This window comes from Sphingomonas sp. BL-S-29, from assembly GCF_055521495.1.
In genome coordinates, this window is record NZ_CM145482.1 from 1,343,464 (window position 1) to 1,360,185 (window position 16,722).

At 62.7% G+C, this 16,722-nt stretch carries 16 protein-coding genes; 7 read left to right on the forward strand and 9 right to left on the reverse strand.

Features of this window, described 5'->3' with window-relative positions; all coding sequences use genetic code 11:
- Positions 1–337: 337 nt before the first annotated feature.
- The 5 genes from ACZ1I2_RS06415 to ACZ1I2_RS06435 form a co-directional block, all read right to left on the reverse strand.
- Complete coding sequence (locus ACZ1I2_RS06415; RefSeq protein ID WP_465174719.1) at positions 338–817, reverse strand: hypothetical protein; 480 nt, start codon at positions 815–817, stop codon at positions 338–340.
- A 271-nt stretch (positions 818–1,088) separates the two neighbouring features.
- On the reverse strand, positions 1,089–2,684 hold the full coding sequence (locus ACZ1I2_RS06420) for a hypothetical protein (RefSeq protein WP_465174718.1): 1,596 nt from the start codon (positions 2,682–2,684) through the stop codon (positions 1,089–1,091).
- A gap of 67 nt (positions 2,685–2,751) precedes the next feature.
- Positions 2,752–3,216 carry a LexA family transcriptional regulator gene (locus tag ACZ1I2_RS06425; protein WP_465170506.1) on the reverse strand — a complete coding sequence of 155 codons (465 nt, stop codon included), beginning with the start codon at positions 3,214–3,216 and terminating at the stop codon, positions 2,752–2,754.
- A gap of 11 nt (positions 3,217–3,227) precedes the next feature.
- Positions 3,228–3,701, reverse strand: a complete 474-nt coding sequence (locus tag ACZ1I2_RS06430; protein WP_465174717.1) for a hypothetical protein — start codon at positions 3,699–3,701, stop codon at positions 3,228–3,230.
- Complete coding sequence (locus ACZ1I2_RS06435) at positions 3,673–4,584, reverse strand: hypothetical protein (RefSeq protein ID WP_465174716.1); 912 nt, start codon at positions 4,582–4,584, stop codon at positions 3,673–3,675. The genes ACZ1I2_RS06430 and ACZ1I2_RS06435 overlap by 29 nt, the downstream gene beginning before the upstream one ends.
- A 402-nt stretch (positions 4,585–4,986) precedes the next feature.
- Between ACZ1I2_RS06435 and ACZ1I2_RS06440 the strand changes: the two genes are divergently transcribed.
- The gene (locus ACZ1I2_RS06440) at positions 4,987–5,316 is read left to right on the forward strand and encodes a hypothetical protein (RefSeq protein WP_465170503.1); all 330 of its coding nucleotides are present in this window, start codon (positions 4,987–4,989) and stop codon (positions 5,314–5,316) included.
- A gap of 101 nt (positions 5,317–5,417) precedes the next feature.
- Here the strand turns inward: ACZ1I2_RS06440 and ACZ1I2_RS06445 are convergent, their stop codons facing one another.
- Complete coding sequence (locus ACZ1I2_RS06445) at positions 5,418–5,885, reverse strand: NUDIX hydrolase (RefSeq protein WP_465170502.1); 468 nt, start codon at positions 5,883–5,885, stop codon at positions 5,418–5,420.
- 288 nt (positions 5,886–6,173) lie between these two features.
- On the opposite strand from ACZ1I2_RS06445, the gene ACZ1I2_RS06450 reads away from it, so the two are divergent.
- From ACZ1I2_RS06450 to ACZ1I2_RS06470, 5 genes are all read left to right on the forward strand, one after another.
- Entirely contained in the window at positions 6,174–9,161 is a 2,988-nt protein-coding gene (locus tag ACZ1I2_RS06450; protein WP_465174715.1) for a TonB-dependent receptor domain-containing protein, read from the forward strand.
- A gap of 327 nt (positions 9,162–9,488) precedes the next feature.
- Positions 9,489–10,979: a DUF4403 family protein gene (locus ACZ1I2_RS06455; protein ID WP_465174714.1), complete on the forward strand. Its 1,491-nt coding sequence runs from the start codon at positions 9,489–9,491 to the stop codon at positions 10,977–10,979.
- 203 nt (positions 10,980–11,182) lie between these two features.
- On the forward strand, positions 11,183–11,593 hold the full coding sequence (locus tag ACZ1I2_RS06460) for an SMI1/KNR4 family protein (protein ID WP_465174713.1): 411 nt from the start codon (positions 11,183–11,185) through the stop codon (positions 11,591–11,593).
- Between the two features lie 83 nt (positions 11,594–11,676).
- A complete protein-coding gene (locus tag ACZ1I2_RS06465; protein WP_465174712.1) occupies positions 11,677–12,120 on the forward strand; it encodes a hypothetical protein in 444 nt (147 codons plus the stop codon).
- Between the two features lie 402 nt (positions 12,121–12,522).
- Complete coding sequence (locus tag ACZ1I2_RS06470) at positions 12,523–13,671, forward strand: AAA family ATPase (RefSeq protein ID WP_465174711.1); 1,149 nt, start codon at positions 12,523–12,525, stop codon at positions 13,669–13,671.
- Positions 13,672–13,760: 89 nt separating this feature from the next.
- On the opposite strand, the gene ACZ1I2_RS06475 is transcribed toward ACZ1I2_RS06470, so the two are convergent.
- The gene (locus ACZ1I2_RS06475) at positions 13,761–14,369 is read right to left on the reverse strand and encodes a hypothetical protein (protein WP_465174710.1); all 609 of its coding nucleotides are present in this window, start codon (positions 14,367–14,369) and stop codon (positions 13,761–13,763) included.
- Positions 14,370–14,539: 170 nt separating this feature from the next.
- Between ACZ1I2_RS06475 and ACZ1I2_RS06480 the strand changes: the two genes are divergently transcribed.
- Complete coding sequence (locus ACZ1I2_RS06480; protein WP_465174709.1) at positions 14,540–14,875, forward strand: hypothetical protein; 336 nt, start codon at positions 14,540–14,542, stop codon at positions 14,873–14,875.
- Between the two features lie 140 nt (positions 14,876–15,015).
- Here the strand turns inward: ACZ1I2_RS06480 and ACZ1I2_RS06485 are convergent, their stop codons facing one another.
- Together ACZ1I2_RS06485 and ACZ1I2_RS06490 are read right to left on the reverse strand one after the other, a co-directional pair.
- Entirely contained in the window at positions 15,016–15,267 is a 252-nt protein-coding gene (locus ACZ1I2_RS06485; protein WP_465174708.1) for a hypothetical protein, read from the reverse strand.
- A 915-nt stretch (positions 15,268–16,182) separates the two neighbouring features.
- The gene (locus ACZ1I2_RS06490; RefSeq protein ID WP_465181604.1) at positions 16,183–16,656 is read right to left on the reverse strand and encodes a hypothetical protein; all 474 of its coding nucleotides are present in this window, start codon (positions 16,654–16,656) and stop codon (positions 16,183–16,185) included.
- Positions 16,657–16,722 lie beyond the last annotated feature (66 nt).

Below are 16,722 nucleotides of genomic sequence, written 5' to 3' on the forward strand. Positions count from 1 at the left end.
TTTGTTCTCATTTGGTCAAGAGATATCTCTCGAATGCGAACGTCTAGAAACCCTTCAGACCGAAGGAGCGCCATCTCAACGGCGATATGAACGCCTGTGGGATTACTTTCTGGGATAACGGTGACACGTGCAATAACCACTTAATTCTGCGTCATTATGGCTTTTGGTATTAAGTCGCATTTGAGGGCGCGAGGGCGTATCTGCGCGTGACAATAGAGGGGTAATTGCACGTGTCACCGTTACGGATTGCAGCCCGGCAAGTGCATCCACCTCCTCTGTAACATATCTCTGTTTGCGAATCTTTGGAGTTCTCTTGTTTATCGCTGCATAAGCGAAATTATTTCGTCGATGATTTTGGATATTGCTCAGGTATATAGTAGCATTTCATGTCGCTATCGGCTTCTCCGGAGCCGATAATACGATACAAGGATTCGGGCGGAATATCAGTTTTTTCAATATCTTCCTGAGATAGGCAGAAATATTTTTCTGTCGCAATGGCTCCCAGGGCATGGTATTCCCCATCTACGAGATCAAAAACCACTGCATATTCTTCATTGAGAAAAATATATTGTGGCATATGCGCATTCATCCTAACATTAAAAGTGCGACCGGAAAAATCACCGCTTACTAATGATATTGTTTTCATCTTTACGAGATAGACGCTATCATTCGGTATTTCCTCATAAGGATCCGGTCCCAAATATTTCAGGATTTTAATGGGCTTTGCGAGGACGATGGATGTTTTGGCCTTGGGTTCCGTTGCGCCACATAGCAGGGTTGCCAATACCGATACAAAGAACAGGCGGATGAGCTTCATTCCACGCTTCCTCGCAATCATCAATGATCCAAGTAACCAGACCTCAATAATCCTGTGACGGAAATCCTTCAGATCGGAATGTCCCGCCTCTCATTATGCTGACAAGAAAGCGCGAGGTAGTTCCGATCTCCGCGCAGCCCGCACCCAGGGAGGCTGTTCCCGCTTCATTGATCCCCTTTTGTTCCGTGCCTGTCAAGAGTTATCATGGTTTGGGCTCTCGAAGTGACCGGGTGTCGGTCTCGCCGAATAAAATGGCAGGCGCGCCCGATACTCACTTGGGCATTCCGGCGTATCGGATAGCCTTAAAAACCCCGCTGCTCATCATTCTTCCGACACCGATTTCCGGGGCTTTCGATTGTCCGGTCTCAGGATTCGTCTCCCCGCGTATCATCGTTACCTGATGAATAATGGGAGACTTCGCATTGTCCTCCACCACAAAATTAGGGACAAGCCAGCTTTTGACCACATTCGCATCGCGAGGACCTGGAACTTCACTAAAGCCATCGCCAACGGTGTGGGTGTGGATAACAAAGGCGCGTGGCCGGGATTTGCCCCACACCGCGACATTTTCGGGGAATCTGGGTTTAAGATCAATTACGCTTCCTCCGAGTGCCGGAAGTATCTTTATTGCGGTCACTACGTATCTGCTTGTGCTCGAGTCCCATTCGACCATCAGATATTTTTCGACCTGCCGGTTTTTTCCCCCCGCTCGAGATTTCGCTAAGACTGGCGCAATCGCCTTTACGAATGCGATTGCTTCGGGATCGGCCGAAATATCGATATTCGCAATTGCTGGGATTTCGGGCGCAGCGTCTACAGCCTTCTGATAGTCGCGGTCGTTATTCAGCCCTCCTTTGCCTTTTCTGGTATCGGGTTCTACTGAAGACAATAGTCCATTTTGCAGGGCAGCAATGAAGTCGCTCTGCGGCAGATATGCCCCGGTAATACGATTTGCCTGATTGTCCTTAAAGGTATGTCTCTTTCCCATAGAGATTGGAGTCGCGGTTGGTTTGGTCGCGTCCTTTGCAGGGCTGGCCGGTTGTACAGCGGTCTGGTTCCCGGCCGGGCTAGGCGCGGCCTGTGCGGTGGTCCTAGGTGCGGCCGGTGCAGTGGTAGCGGGAGCTGCAGGCGGCGATGCCGGTATGGCGGCCGGGCTCTGCTGCCCGGCCGGGACGCTTGCGCCTGTCCCGGTTTGGGACGGATCGACAACATTGTCGATCGCCACGCCATTAGTGGTCATATTGTTGGAATTCACATCGACAGGCGGCCGGGTCGACGCGTCGCCTTGCGCGTCCGGCGCTGAGTCGTTGGTCATATACGTGGCGTTCGCCGCACTGGCCACCGGTGACGGGGTTGGCGCTGCTTCGGGCGCAGCGCCGCCCAACACCCGATACCCGCCCCCTTTCCACCACCGCGTCGCCTCGTCGGGCGTGAAGCTGAACGGCACCAGCCCCTCGGCGATCAGCGCGTGGCCGAAATATTTGTCCACTTCCTCATAGGAGGCGGCGCGTGTGCCGCCGGTGACTTCGTCCAGGTCGTCCATCGTGCGCGACATCAGAGCCATCGCCATGTAGCCGCCGTTGCGGTGCCGTAGGCTCAGATGGTCCGGCACCTTCCAGCTCGAGATCGGCCCGTCCCAGGGCGAAGGAGGCGGGGCCGGCGGCCGTGGGGGGCGCGGGCGGAGCAGATGCTGGTTCTCCTCGATCAGGCGCATCATCCATTGCTCGCTCGTCTCGTCCTCCGGCTCCGGTCGAGCTTGGGGCGGGCGGTTGGGATTGGCCACGACCGGCGGTTCGGGGTCCGGCGCCACGATCCTCTCGGGGCTGGTGGGGTTCGGGCTGGTGAAGGGATCGATGCTGTCGACCATGAGGCTCTCCTGAAGGTACCGCAGCCATGGCGCGGAAACCGGCAAGGTTGAATCGATCGGCCGCGCTTCAGCCCAGCGCCGCCACCCGAGCGGCAAAGGCTTCTTCGCGCGATTGCCAGCCGGCCCAGACCAGCTCGGCGATGAAATCGTCGAGGGTCATGCCCTCGCCGCGCGCAGCCTTGATGATCTTCATCGCCATGTCGGGGTCGCGCGCCTTCACCATGTGCAGCGAGGCGGAGGGCATGCGGCCGGGCCGCTTCTTCGTGCGCCAGTGCGGCGTCTTGTTGGTCACCGGCGCGGTCGCCTTGCCCGTCGCCAGCACGGTGATGCGCCGGGTGCGCTGATAGCGCTCGACCCGGATCAGCCCCTTGCGCTCGAGCCGCTGGACCAGATGGACGGTGGTGCTGATGGAATCGCAGCCGCAGCGTTCCTGCAGCTCGTCGCCGGTCGGCGCGGCGCGCCCGGCCTCGGCCGCCTCGGTCACGCAGGCGAGCACTTCGCGCTCCCAGGGCGAAAGGGACATGTCGTTCATCTCGGTCTCCTTCAGGCGGAAAGCGGCGCGGCGATCTGCGCCAGGCGCGCGCGTTGTGCCGCGGTCATTCGTTCGGTTTCTGGAGGCTCCCCTTCCGGTCGCCAGTCGCGATCGTGCGTGGCGATCAGGGTGCGGATGCGCGACAGCTCCCAGCGCCGCACCGCCACGCCCGTGCAGCGCTCGCGGATTTCGGCGACCGAGGGGAAGAAGCGGCATTCCCTAAGCGCCCGCGCACAGGCCGCGCCGAGCACATCGGCGGGGATGTCGCCCAGCCCCTCGGCATAGAGCGCGAGCCGCACCTCGGCCTCCTGGTCGCTCGCCTTGCCGGCGGGAAAGCCGAGCGCGAGCTTGCCGATCATCCGCCGGATCTCGCGAGGGTTTGCCGGGGCCAGCTTCGCCTCGGTCGCCGTCGCCAGCGCGGCCAGCGCGCTGCGGTCGGCGGGCGAGCAGACATGGCTAAAAGCCGGCGCTTCCGTCACCAGCATCGCGAGCCTCGGATCGCAGCACGGCACGGACGAGAGGGTTTTGCGGCGCGCCGGCGGCGCCGGCAGTTGTGGATCGTGAGCGGCGGTTGCCATGGCGGGTTCCTGAGTCGTCGCGGGGATCGAAGATCTGCGCCCAGCCCTTCTCGGCGGCATGGGCGAGCAGCCTGCCCGGCGGCCAGGCGTCATCGGCCTGGGCGGCGAGATCGCGGAGCAGCTTGCGGTAGGCCGCTTCGGTCATCGCCAGCCGCTTGGCCCGCCGATTGGAGAGCAGATCGCGCCAGTCCGCCGGGTCGCAGCCGGTGGGGCAGGGGAAGCGCCGCGGGGCGGCCTCGCGCGGGGAATCCCCCACGGGTGCATGGGGGATGGGATTAATTTTTGGGGTCCGGGGGCTTTTATCAAGGGAAGGGGGGATGGCACCGGTCACGGCCGCCGGGGCGTCATGTGACGCGTTACCGGCGTTATCCTCGTCCCCTTCCGTCGCGCGGTGACCCGAGGAGGGTACGAGGGCGTCACCCTCTCCCCCCGTCACCCCGGACTCGTTCCGGGGTCCACCGTCCCGCGAACTCAATGGCCGAAGGGCGTGCGGAACGATGGATGCCGGAACAAGTCCGGCATGACGGAGAGAGTTGGGCCCCGGTTCGCTTTCCTCGCCAGGGCGGTCAGCCTCGCAAGCCGCACCGCCGGCCTCCACCCCGTCGAACAGATCCCCCGTCTCCTCCCCGAACAGCCGCTCGCGATAGCGCCGCTGCCGCCGCGCATTGCCGGCACGCTGCGCCTCGCGCCGAGCATCCTCGCGCGCGGCATCGGCCTTGACCGCCGCGACGATCACCTCGGCCGAGGCGCCCGCCGCGAGCATCGCCTCCAGGATCGCGGAATCGATCATGCGCGGTCATCGTCCCGCGCGGCAGGACGGGCGGGAGCGCCTGGCGAAGCCGCGAGCGGACACCCCGCCATCTGGCAGCTCCGCGCCTCCGGATGCCACCCCGATATCCCGCAAGGCGCACAGCGCCCGCCCACCGCATCGGCGCCCACGCCAGGGCATTCCCGCAAAGCATCCTGCTGGTTCACGACTCGCTCCGCTCTGTTTGTTCCTATTATGTTCTCATAGGAAATTTCCTACATTGCAAGCGCGAATTGATTCAACTCGTGTGCAGCCAAGGGTAGCGAGCCTGTGAACAGGAGTTCTGCAAGAGCGGCGCGTCCCGACGGGGCAGCGGCCGGATGGTGCCGACAGCGCGCCGATCCGCCTTGATCCACCCGCCGCGACACGTCTAAGGCCCAGCGGATGTCCGATATTTACGCGCTGCGCATGCTCGCTCTTTCTATGGCCCAAATCCGTCAGCGGATGCGCGACGATCTCGGTATCGCCGGGATGATCGACAGCGGCGATCTCATCGTCAAGACGAAGAAAGGGTCGCTGTTCGGCCGCGACGCCAGCGGCGATTTCGGCAACGACCTGCGCCAGCGCATCCTCGAGGCGCAGGAATTCCTGGAACGCGCCGCCTTCGCCGTCACGGACGAGGCGCTGGTCGAAGCCTATGAGGCCACCGGCGGCACCGGCGCTGACGCCGATCTGCTGTGGCGCGAGATCCGCCACCGCGGCCTGGTCGACTAGAACGGGGGTATAACCCCACACCGTTCGTTTCGAGCGACGTCGAGAAACGGTGATCGAGCGCCCGGCTCGGTTTCTCGACAGGCTCGAAACGAACGGTTTTTTTACGCCCCCGCCAGCTCCTCCAGCCGGTCGAGCAGGGGGCGCTGGCTCGCCAGCATCTTGGATCGCGCCAGATCGATGGTGAACCAGTCCGCCCGGTCGACCTCCGGGATGGTGATCGTCCGGCCGCTGCGCGGTGGCCATTCCATCTCGCATTCGGTGCTGACGATGCCCGCCGGATCGAGATCGCCCGCCAACGCATAGGCCTCGACCCATTTGCCGCCCGATTGCCGGATCCGGCCGAGCGGTTCGAGCAGCCCGGTCGCGTCGCTGCCCAGCTCCTCGCGGAATTCGCGCCGCGCCGCCTCGGGCGGGTCCTCGCCCGGTTCGACCGCGCCTTTCGGGATCTGCCACGCGCCAAGGTCGCGCGCGGCCCAGAACGGCCCGCCGGGATGGACGAGGAACACCTGCAATGCTCCGCGCCGCCTGCGATAGAGCAGGATGCCGGCGCTCAGGCGAAAGGGCGGCATGACAGGGGTACCCGCTTTCCGATCGAGCGGCGGTTCGAAGCCGCTCTTGCCGGACTATCGGGCACGCCACGCCCCGCGGCAAGAGCGGGACGTTCGGCCCGTCTCGCGCTACGCTCGCCCCCGCGCTGCGTGGCGCCGGCCGCTCAACGGGCGCGTGCAGCGGCCGAACGGCCGAAATCGGCCCGCCGGACACTCGCCGACAGCTTTCCGGCGTTGAACCGCCCCGCCATTGGATCGGCCACCTCGCGCGCCCCTTATTCGCCGGATAACGAAAAAGGGGCCATTTCCATGATACGCACTCTACGCGCTCGCCTGCTCGCTACCGCCATCGCGCTGACCAGTGCGGGCAGCCCAGCCATGGCGCAGGATCAGGCGCAGACGCCCGGACTCGCGCCCGAACCGCAGGCCGCCGAGGCGCCGGCGCAGAACGACATCGTCGTCACCGGCTCGCTGTTCCGCCGCACCGACGCGGAGACGCCGTCGCCCGTCACGGTGCTGAGCACCGTCGATCTCGACCGGCGCGGCATCTCGACCGTGCAGGATGCGATCCAGCAGCTCTCGTCGAACAACGGTCCGGCGCTGACCAACAGCTTCACCGCGAACGGCGCGTTCGCCGGCGGCGCCTCGGCGGTGTCGCTGCGCGGCCTGTCGACCAGCTCGACCCTGGTGCTGTTCGACGGCCTGCGTGCCGCCTATTTCCCGCTCGCCGATGACGGCACGCGCAACTTCGTCGATCTCAACACCATCCCCGACGACATCGTCGACCGGATCGAGGTGCTGCGCGACGGCGCCTCGTCGTCTTACGGCGCGGACGCGATCGCGGGCGTGGTCAACATCATCACCAAGCGCAAATTCACGGGCATCAGCGCCCGGGCCGAGGCCGGCATCAGCCAGGACGGCGTCGGCGCGAACCAGCGCCTGACGCTCACCGCCGGCACCGGCGATCTCGATGAGAAAGGCTATAACGCCTATGTCAGCGGCTTCTATGTGCACAGCAAGGCCGTGTTCAACCGCGACCTGCCGGCGCCGTTCAATTCGGCCGACACGCGCGGTCTCTGCTTCGACGGCACCTGCGGCCCCAATCTCGTGCTCAACGGGCTGAACGCCGCCGGGCTGCCCGGCAATTTCACGCCGACCAGCGATTTCTACATCCGCGCGCTCGACGCCAACAACGCGCCGGTCGGGCGATTCCAGCTGCTCAATCCGGCACGGGGCTGCTCCTATGGCGCGACCTATCGGCTGACCGCGGCGGATCTCGCCGCCAACGCCACCAACCCGACCGTCCTGTGCCAGGAAGACCAGATCAACCGCTACGGCGTGGTGTCGCCGGATATCGAACGCTTCGGCGGCTCGGCGCGCTTCACCGCGAAGATCGGCGATTCGGCGGAGGCCTATGCGCTGTTCAACTTCCAGCAGAGCTCGACCTTCTTCACGGGCCTGCCCCCCGCGATCCGCGCCAACGCCAATGCCGGCATCCTCTACCGGCGCTTCTCGACCGTCAGCAACAGCCCGGCCAACGCGCCGGGATCGGGCCCGCTCACCCTGCCGGTCTATGTCTGCGCCGCGCGGGTCAATTGCGCCACCGCCGCCGACCGCCGCCTCAACCCGAACAATCCGCTCGCGGCGCAGGGCCAGGCGGTGCTGCTCAGCGGCCGGATCGGCGACACGCTGACGCAGAACGCCACGCGCAGCCGCGTCTACCGCGCCGCGATCGGCATCAACGGCACGATGTTCGACAGCTGGACCTACACCATCGACGCGACGGCGATGCACAACGATCTGCGCCGCACCACCAACGGCTTCGTCTATATCCAGCACCTGCTCGATGTGATCGCCGATGGCAGCTATAATTTCGTCAACCCGCAGCAGAACAGCCAGGCGATCCGCGACTATCTCTCGCCGCAAGGCATCGCCGATTCCTCGTCCGATCTCTACCAGCTCCAGGCGGTCATCGGCACGGCGCTGATGGAGTTGCCCGGCGGTCCGCTCCAGCTCGGGCTCGGCGCGTCGATCCGCTACGAGGCGATCGACGCGCCCAGCGGCAATGGCGATTATAACGGGCCGACCCAGCGTTTCTTCACCCTGAACGCCTTCGGCACCACCGGCACGCGCAAGGTCTATTCGGCGTTCGGCGAGCTCAATGCGCCGATCCTCGACATGGTCGAGGCCAATCTGTCCGGCCGCTACGACAAATATTCGAGCGGCCAGAACGCCTTTTCGCCGAAGATCGGGGTGAAGTTCACGCCGTTCAAGCAGCTGGCGATCCGCGGCACCTATTCGAAGGGGTTCCGCATCCCGAGCTTTGCCGAGGCGAACGCGTTGCCGACCACCGGCTTCGTGCCGTTCAGCATTGCCGGCGCGCCGGATTCCTTCCTCCAGCAATATGGCTGCACCCGCGCCACCTCGACTGCCTGCCCGAATTATCTGAGCGCGGCGGCGGTCGGCCAGACGACGCTCGCCACGCCCGATCTGAAGCCGGAGAAATCGCGCAGCTTCACCTTCGGCGCGGTGTTCCAGCCGATCCCGGACCTGACCTTCACGGTCGATTATTTCAACATCAGGAAGACCGGGGCGATCACCACGCCGCCCTATCAGCCGGCGATCAATGCCTATCTGCTGGGCCAGCCGATCCCCGCTGGCTACACCGTCATCGCCGACGCGCCCGATCCGTTCCACCCCAATGCCATCCCGCGCATCGCCTTCGTGACGACCAGCCTGATCAATTCGGACACGATCAAGTCGGAGGGTATCGATGTCTCGGCGATGTATTCCCACCGGTTCAGCGACAAGGTGAAGTTCAGCTCGTCGCTCGAGGCGAGCTATATCATCAACCTCAGCACCACCTTCGCCGACGGCACCACCGAAAGCTATGAAGGCACGCTCGGCAATTTCGTGCTGACCGCCGGGTCGGGCACGCCCGAATGGCGCGGCAGCTGGCAGAACACGCTGCAGGTCGATCCCTTCACCATCAGCGCTACCGCCAATTATGTCAGCGGCTATAATCTGTCGGCGGAGGACCAGGGCGGCGTTTCCGGCGATTGCGGCCTGTCGAATGGCTTCACGCCGTGCGACGTCGGCCGATACATCACCGTCGATGCAGTCGGCAGCGTGCGGGTGAACGACAATTTCACCTTCTATATCAACCTCATCAACCTGCTCGATACGCTGCCCTCGGTCGATCCGGTCACCTACGGCGCGTTCAACTACAACCCGGTCCAGGCCGGCAACGGCATCCTCGGCCGCCAGTTCCGCGCCGGGGTGAAGGTCAGTTTCTGATGGCCCGGAACTGAATAGTGAATGCCGTCATGCTGAACTCGTTTCAGCATCCAATGTGCAACAACCAATGCCGCTGCTTGTGGAGCGTTGGATGCTGAAACGAGTTCAGCATGACGGCAGATTTGCAAAGGAACGACCTTCAGATTCAGGACACTGGACCAGCGCGACCTCCGCATGCTCGGCGCCTCTGCGCAAATCCTCTTTGCTGACGTGAAGCTCGATCGGCAGGAGAGTCGGCGCGCGGATACAATCCCCGCCCGAACGATTATCGTCTTGTGATTGCCACTGGGGTATCATCGCACGGCCGGAACAGGCCAGGGGAAGATGATGCGCGCCGCACCAACCGGGATGATCTGCCCCGCTCTCCTGCTCGCCGCCCTCCTGCTCACGGGGTGCGCGCGCAAGGATGCCGGCAACCTCGCGCCGCCGCGCGATGAATCGACAGCCGATTTCCCCATCCAGACCTCGACCATCGTCGTGCCGATCGGCGTGCCGCTGGCGGAGATCGAGGCGGGGCTGAACGAGCGCGTGCCGCGTGCGCTCTGGCACATCGACCGCCCCGGCGCGACCTGCGTGCCGGCCAAGCGCGTCGAGCTGCTCGGCATCCGCGCCAAGGTCCTGCCCCGCATCGCCTGCCGCATCGTCGGGGAGGCCGTGCGCGGCCGCATCCGCCTGTCGGGCAGCGGCAACCGGCTGATCGCGACCCTGCCCGTCTCCGCGACGATCAGCGCGGAACGGATCGGCGGCATCATCAAGCGCGAGACGGCGACGGGCGCCGCCGAGGTCCGCGCGGTCGTCACCCTGGGGCTCGATCGCGCCTGGCAACCGACCGCGAAAGTCAGCATCGATTATGACTGGACCGAGCCGCCCGGCATCGATTTCCTCGGCCAGCGCATCAAGCTGGTCGAAAAGGCCGACCGCAAGCTGCAGGGCGTGGTCGCCGGGCTCGAGCGCGACCTGCCGAAGGAACTGGCGAAGATCCGCACCCGCGAACGGCTCGAGGTGATCTGGCGCAAGGCCTTCACCTCGATCGAGCTCAACCGCGACAAGCCGCCCGCCTGGATGCGCATCACGCCGCAGCGGCTCGGGTTCGGCGGCTACCGGATCCGGAACGGCCGCCTCGAACTGTCGCTCGCGGCCGAGGCGCTGACCGAGACCTTCATCGGCAACCGCCCGCCCGATCCGGTGCCGACCGCGCTGCCGCCGCCGGCGGGCAAGCTGGGCAGGGACGGGCTGCGCTTCTTCGTGCCGGTGCTGGCCGATTACGCCCAGCTCGAACCCGTCGTCCTGCGCGCACTGCGCAAACGCGCGGCCAAGGGCATCGTCCTGTCAGGGGTCGGCCCGGTCGACGCGACGTTCGACAAGGTCACCGTCTACGCCACCAGCGGCGGCCGCATCGCGGTGGGCATCAGGGCCCAGGTCGCGGTGAAGGGCAGCGCCCTCACGAAGACGCACGGCGTGGTCTGGCTCACCGGCGTGCCCTATAACGCGCCGGGCTCGCAACTCGTCCATGTCCGCGACCTCGCCATTGCGGGGCAAACCGATCGCGAGGCAGTCAACCTGCTCCTCAACCTGTTCCTCGATCCGCAGGTCGTGGCCGAAATCCGCGACGCGCTCAGCCATGATTTCGTGAAGGACTATACCCATGTCCTGCAGGCCGCCCGCAAGGCAATCGCCAGCCGGCGTGAGGGGGATTTCACCCTCGCGGCCAATGTGACCGACGTGACGCACGGCGAGATCAAGGTCACCGGCCAGGGCCTGTTCCTGCCCGTGCGCGCGGACGGGACGGCGGCGATTACTTATGATCCGGGGAGGTGAGGAGGGTGCGGGGAGGGTGGTGCCGGATGGCGAAAACGGGTTGGCTGGAACCACCTCTCCCCGTTCGGGCTGAGCTTGTCGAAGCCCTGCTCTTCCCTTCGCGGCAAGAACGTTCGGCGTTGGTGGTTATGCGACCGTCGGCTTCCGGTTGCAGGTGGGCGAAAATCAGACGATCATGTGTCGGCATAGGACGGGGCCGATCAATGCTCGAAGGTCGAGACTGGTTTACGGTGGATGGAGCGGCAGCAGAAGAGCTGTCACGTCTTCGGGCGGTTGCGCCTCATGATCTACCTGAGCGTTATCTCGACCTGCTCGCGTTTAGCAACGGCGGCGAAGGTCCGCTGCCAAGCAAGCCTTATAATCTGTGCTTGGATTCCGCAGGAACGGTCGCGGAAACAATCGGGAGGGCGAACTACGGGCAAGCGGACTTGCAGGGCTTTCTCATCATCGGCGGTAATGGCGGCGGCGAGTATGTCGCATTCGACATCCGTAGCGGAGCGCCGTGGCCCATCGTCATGATTGACATGGTGGCGGGTGGCGACAGCGTAGAAGTCATCGCGCCTGACTTCGACACCTTCTACGACCGGATCGGGGTGGAGGAGGGGACGGCGTAGTAGTCCCCTTCTGGATCATGGGTGGTTAGCTGACATTGAGCGATATAGGTTGACCTGAGGTCCGATAACGACGGGGAAAAACGATGGGCGAGCGAGAGATGAGGGCCTTTGCGCTGGCCCCGCTGCCTTGGCTGGTTCCGCTGCTATTGGCGGTTGGCGTAAATGAACTGGTCGGGGATACGGGAGACGCGGGATACGCAGGCGTTTTCTTCGCCATGGTGGCACTCGCTCTACTCAGCTACGTCGCTACTGTCTTTTTCGGAGCTCCCACCCACCTAGTGTTGCGGCGTTTCCAGAAAACGGGCTTGATCTACTATCTGAGCCTCGCCGTTCTGCCCTTCGTTCTCTTCGCTGGGGCGATTGCGGCTTGGCTACAGTTGGACCCGACCCCGGGCCCAGACGTCAACCCGTTCAGCTTGTACATGAATCGCGGCGTCACCATAAAATGGACGCTGATCTTTGCAGCTATTGCATCGCTGTCGGCCACGACCTTCTGGTACGCCGGAGTAAGACAGCCAAAACCCTGAATGTCGGCTCTTTCGGTCGTGAGGTGCCCGGTTGCTTTCTGTTACGCCCGTTCATGGCGCCAACGACCGGGAGTGGTGGAAAGCGGCCATTTGGTCAAGCTGACTGAACCGCACGACATTAGTCGAGACTGGCCACATCATACCCTGATGTGCTGCTTTCATCCTTGTCGGACGGCGGCCCGCCGCCTCGAAAGAACTGGATCACGCACCAGAGCATGAAAGCACCAACCGGAATCATCCACCACCAACTGCTCATAACTTACTCGCAATATTGATTGGTCCAACTTCGTCGTTGCTAATATCCTCTTAGCACGGAAGGTCTGAAAGTGGGGCGTTCGCGCCCCGGCGCCTTACCTGCCGAGAAGGTGGAAAGCGGCCTCCGCGCCCGCTAACATCGGCGGCATGATTACCTGCCTTGCCGTGTCCGGATATCGCTCCCTGCGCGAGGTGACGCTCTCATTGGGGCGGCTCAACGTCATCACCGGTGCGAATGGAAGCGGGAAATCGAGCCTGTATCGAGCCCTCAAACTGCTTTCCGACGTGGCTCAGGGTCGGGCCATTGCCTCCCTGGCAGTGGAAGGTGGCCTGACGTCGACACTCTGGGCCGGCCCCGAGAAGTTCAGCCGCGAGATGCGCAGTGGGACGCAGCGGGTTCAGGGCACCCGGCGAAGCGGGCCGGTCAGTCTGAAGCTGGGCTTCTCGTCGGAGGATTTCGGCTACGCCATTGATCTTGGGCTACCCATCCCGTCGCGAACGCGGTTCGACCACGATCCGGAAATCAAGGTCGAGACGGTGTGGACAGGCCCCGTTCTTGGACGTGCGAATGTCGTGGCGGATCGGCGCGGCCAGCTCGTTCGCGTTCGCAGCAGCGACACCGGCATTTGGCGCGACAGCTTCAGTAATCTGCCCGCCTTTGACAGCATGATGACGCATTGCGCCGATGCGTCCGATGGTCTCGAACTGCTGCTCCTGCGCGAACGGATGCGCGCCTGGCGCTTCTATGACGATCTGCGCACGGACCGGGATGCACCTGCCAGACGACCCCAGGTGGGAACCTTCACGCCCGTTCTGGCGGGTGACGGCTCGGATATTGGCGCCGCGATTCAAACCATTATCGAAATCGGCGATGGCGATACGCTGGAAACCGCCATCGCTGACGCCTTTGACGGCGCCGCCATCTCCGTCGGCGACCGTTTCGAGGTGGAGATGCAACAGCACGGGCTTCTGCGCCCCCTGGTTGCTGCCGAACTGTCGGACGGCACGCTGCGCTACCTGCTGCTGGCCGCCGCCCTGCTCTCGCCTCGGCCGCCGGAGCTGATGATCCTCAACGAACCGGAAGCAAGTCTCCATTCGGACCTCCTCGATCCGCTCGCGCGGCTGCTGATCAAGGCGTCGGAACGCTGCCAGATCATCGTCGTGTCGCATGCGTCCAGGCTGGTCGCTGCGCTTGAGCGGCACGCCCAGAGCACCCTGATCGAGCTTCGGAAAGAGATGGGCGAAACCATCGTGTCCCAGGCCGAAGGTCCGGCCTGGACCTGGCCATCGCGGTGATCGGCCCTCTCGGTTCGACGGCAACGGCGGCGAACGCCCGCTATGTGACGCCGGCTTTCGAGCGCCGAAGACGAGGCAGGAGATGACGGCTAGCTGCCGTTCAGCCGATCAAAGGAAAATACGCCGCCATCGTGGTCGTCCATCAATTCGATGCTGGCTGGATGCGTTTCGTCGTCGAGATGCAGCTTCAGCGGGGAACCGTTACGACGGACCACGAACCCTTTGGAAGAGGCGCCGACATAGACCGACGGCAAAACATATGGCCCCTGCTTGTCGCTCTCGATGACGTAGCTGACTTGCTGTTTCGATATGGTCATTTGCCCATCCTTCAGGATGAGCATGCCGCAACAGTCATTCGCGTAAGATCCATTCGCGCTGGAGAGGGGCAAGCTTGGTTCGCTGAAGGGCATGGTAAAAAGGGCAGCAGCATAAGCTGCCCATGCAGCAAACCCGACGATCATCAGCCGCTTCAGGTTGCGGACATGGCGGTTCAAGTCCGCGTCGTTCAACTGCTTGTAGCGGTTGCCGCCGGTGAATTTCCAGAGCCCCCGCATCGGAAAAATGGAAGACTTCTCCACCGCGAGAAATGTCGCCGGATGTCGGTCGATCAGGACGTCCCGCACCTTTTTCAAATACCAAAACTGTAAAATGCAGCAGATGAAGAACACGCCGAAGGGAAGCAGGATCAGAAGCGGCATAGCGCGTTGTGACAGGCGAAATTAGCCCTGTAAATGAAATGACGACGGCCCCTGCCTATGAACCGAAAGCCGCAGTGATGGCCGATGCCCGCAACTGGATCGCCAGCCGATAGTTTGATGATCGAGCCGAGCGGAGATGAGCTGGCCAACCTCTAACGGGAGCAAGATCCGTGGCCAGAGCAATCATATCAGGCGCGGCACTCTCGCTGATTCTGGCGGGATGCGGTGCCATCTCGGGGCCGAGCGACAAGCAGATCGAGGATCTGGCGCGGCAGGAGATGATCAGCAACCCGGGTACCGACGATCCGGCGCAACGCGCCGTGATGGTCGCGGCGGCGCGCAACGCGACGATTTCGAAAAAGGGGCTCTGCAACACCTCGAAGCCCGACATCTATGCCTGCGTGGTCGACGTCACCGTCAAGCTGCCGGGCGCGCCCGAGACCAAACAGTCCATGGTGGTGCAAATCGGGAAGAGCGCCGATGGCGGATGGAAGGTGGTTGAGTAGCGGCTTGCCCGCACGCCACCCGCGTCCTCGATCTGCGTGAGCGCATGCAGAGCCTTCCGGAAGCCGATCGCCTGTCGCCCTTGAAGCTGTCTATGCGTGAACGGCCGAACTTGGTGGAAAGCGGTCGTTTCCGCCTATCGTCATTCGTAATAGGACTCGAAGGTGCGAACCTCGCCGGTCGAGCCATTGACGATCAGGATTTGAGGCCCATCGACTATCCCACCCTCCGGTGAGAAACGGTCTACAATTATAGACCAGTTATCAGGATCAGCGCCTGCGCGATGGACATCCGCTACCTCGAAGCGCCACCCTTTCAGGTCCTGCTCCGCAATATAATCCTCGGCCAGGGCCTTGGCCTGTTCGAGAGAAATATCGGGCTTACGTCGCCTCATCAGTCCCGCCTCACAATCTGACGGGCCAATCCTAAAGACAACCGGAATGGCGACAAGTGGGGCGGAAGCGGTCGCTAGTCGATTGGCCAAATCTCAGTCCCGATAGGGGCATCAGCCTTTTTGATACCCTTGAGAAGGCAGCCCCACCGGCGCTCCTTAGGGGGAGGCGTTTGAAATATTTCCCCCATGCGCAGCACGGCGCTAGTGGTCGAACCATCTGGCCGCTTCAGCAGAACCGCTCCTTCCGGACGCGCAGGGCCATCAGCGATAAGAGGACCAGGCACAACGATCAGCCCGCCCCAAGCTTCAATGTCAAAGACATCATCGACCGTAACGATCGGCTCCATTGCCTGATCTTAGATCAACCTGAAACGTACGCAACTTGTCGACAGGAGCGGCTGGTGCTGGGAGAACGATGGAGGCTCCGCTGCCTCTGATCGATTCAACCGCGATCCGAAGCGGTGCACCATGGAGGCTGGCCGGAGAATGACGAAAATCCGGCGCGCTCTTTCTCATGACGGTCGCGGCATCATTGCCTCATCCGTCCCCGCTAAGGCGATACGCCCCTGTTAACGGCACGGACCTTCCCTGTTCCGCGGAACGCTTACCCTGTTATCCGCGAACAGCGTAAACGACCATCAGCATGTTGAGATACAAGTAAAATATCTCCAACAAAATTGGAAATATCAGGGAAGAAAAAAATCTCTTCCCTGTTCCGACCCTGTTATTGGCCGGGAACAGGGAAAGCGGGGCGTCCGTTCACCGTCGGCGGTCCACGGGATTCGGGCGCGGCGGACCTGGGATGAGAGCGCCCGAATGTCCGGCATTGGTGGTTAGGCGACAGGCAGTTTTGGCGCAGAAGCTCGGCATAACTACCCTTGTCGCTACACCCCATTCGCCGATCACAGCAGGTCCTTACGGGTTTTGGTGGTCGAAAGTTTGTTCAAGCATAATGTGGAGAGTTCGCGCCGCCGGTGTCCAGCAATCATATATCGACGAAGTAGATAGATGCTTGCCTCCGGCAGAAAGTGACATCTTCGGTACCCCGGAGTTGCTTGGAGCGAAGAGTGCGTAACCTCTGCCATTGGCGGCAACGCACTTTTGATTAGACGCCCCATTTACGAGTACGGCATCAAAAGCCTTGCGGACGCTAGTGAGTTTTTCGCCGCTGAGCCGGCCTTTGCGCGATTGCGGCGACGGGAGGTTGGTGGGCCAACCTTCCGTCGGGGTGACGATTGAGTAGCTCCCGGTCGAGAAATCGAGATACAGAAGCGTCGGAGGCGTAAATTCCGACATCTCAATATCAGATATGACGACGGTCTCCGATTGCCTGGCTTCCGCCGACGTCGCCAGACTCGCAGCAACGCCTAAAATGACGGCGAAAAGCATAGTTTTCCAATCTTATTGGATGGCTGTTTTGAGCGTAAGCGATAGCGCATTGGGCGTCTATAACCG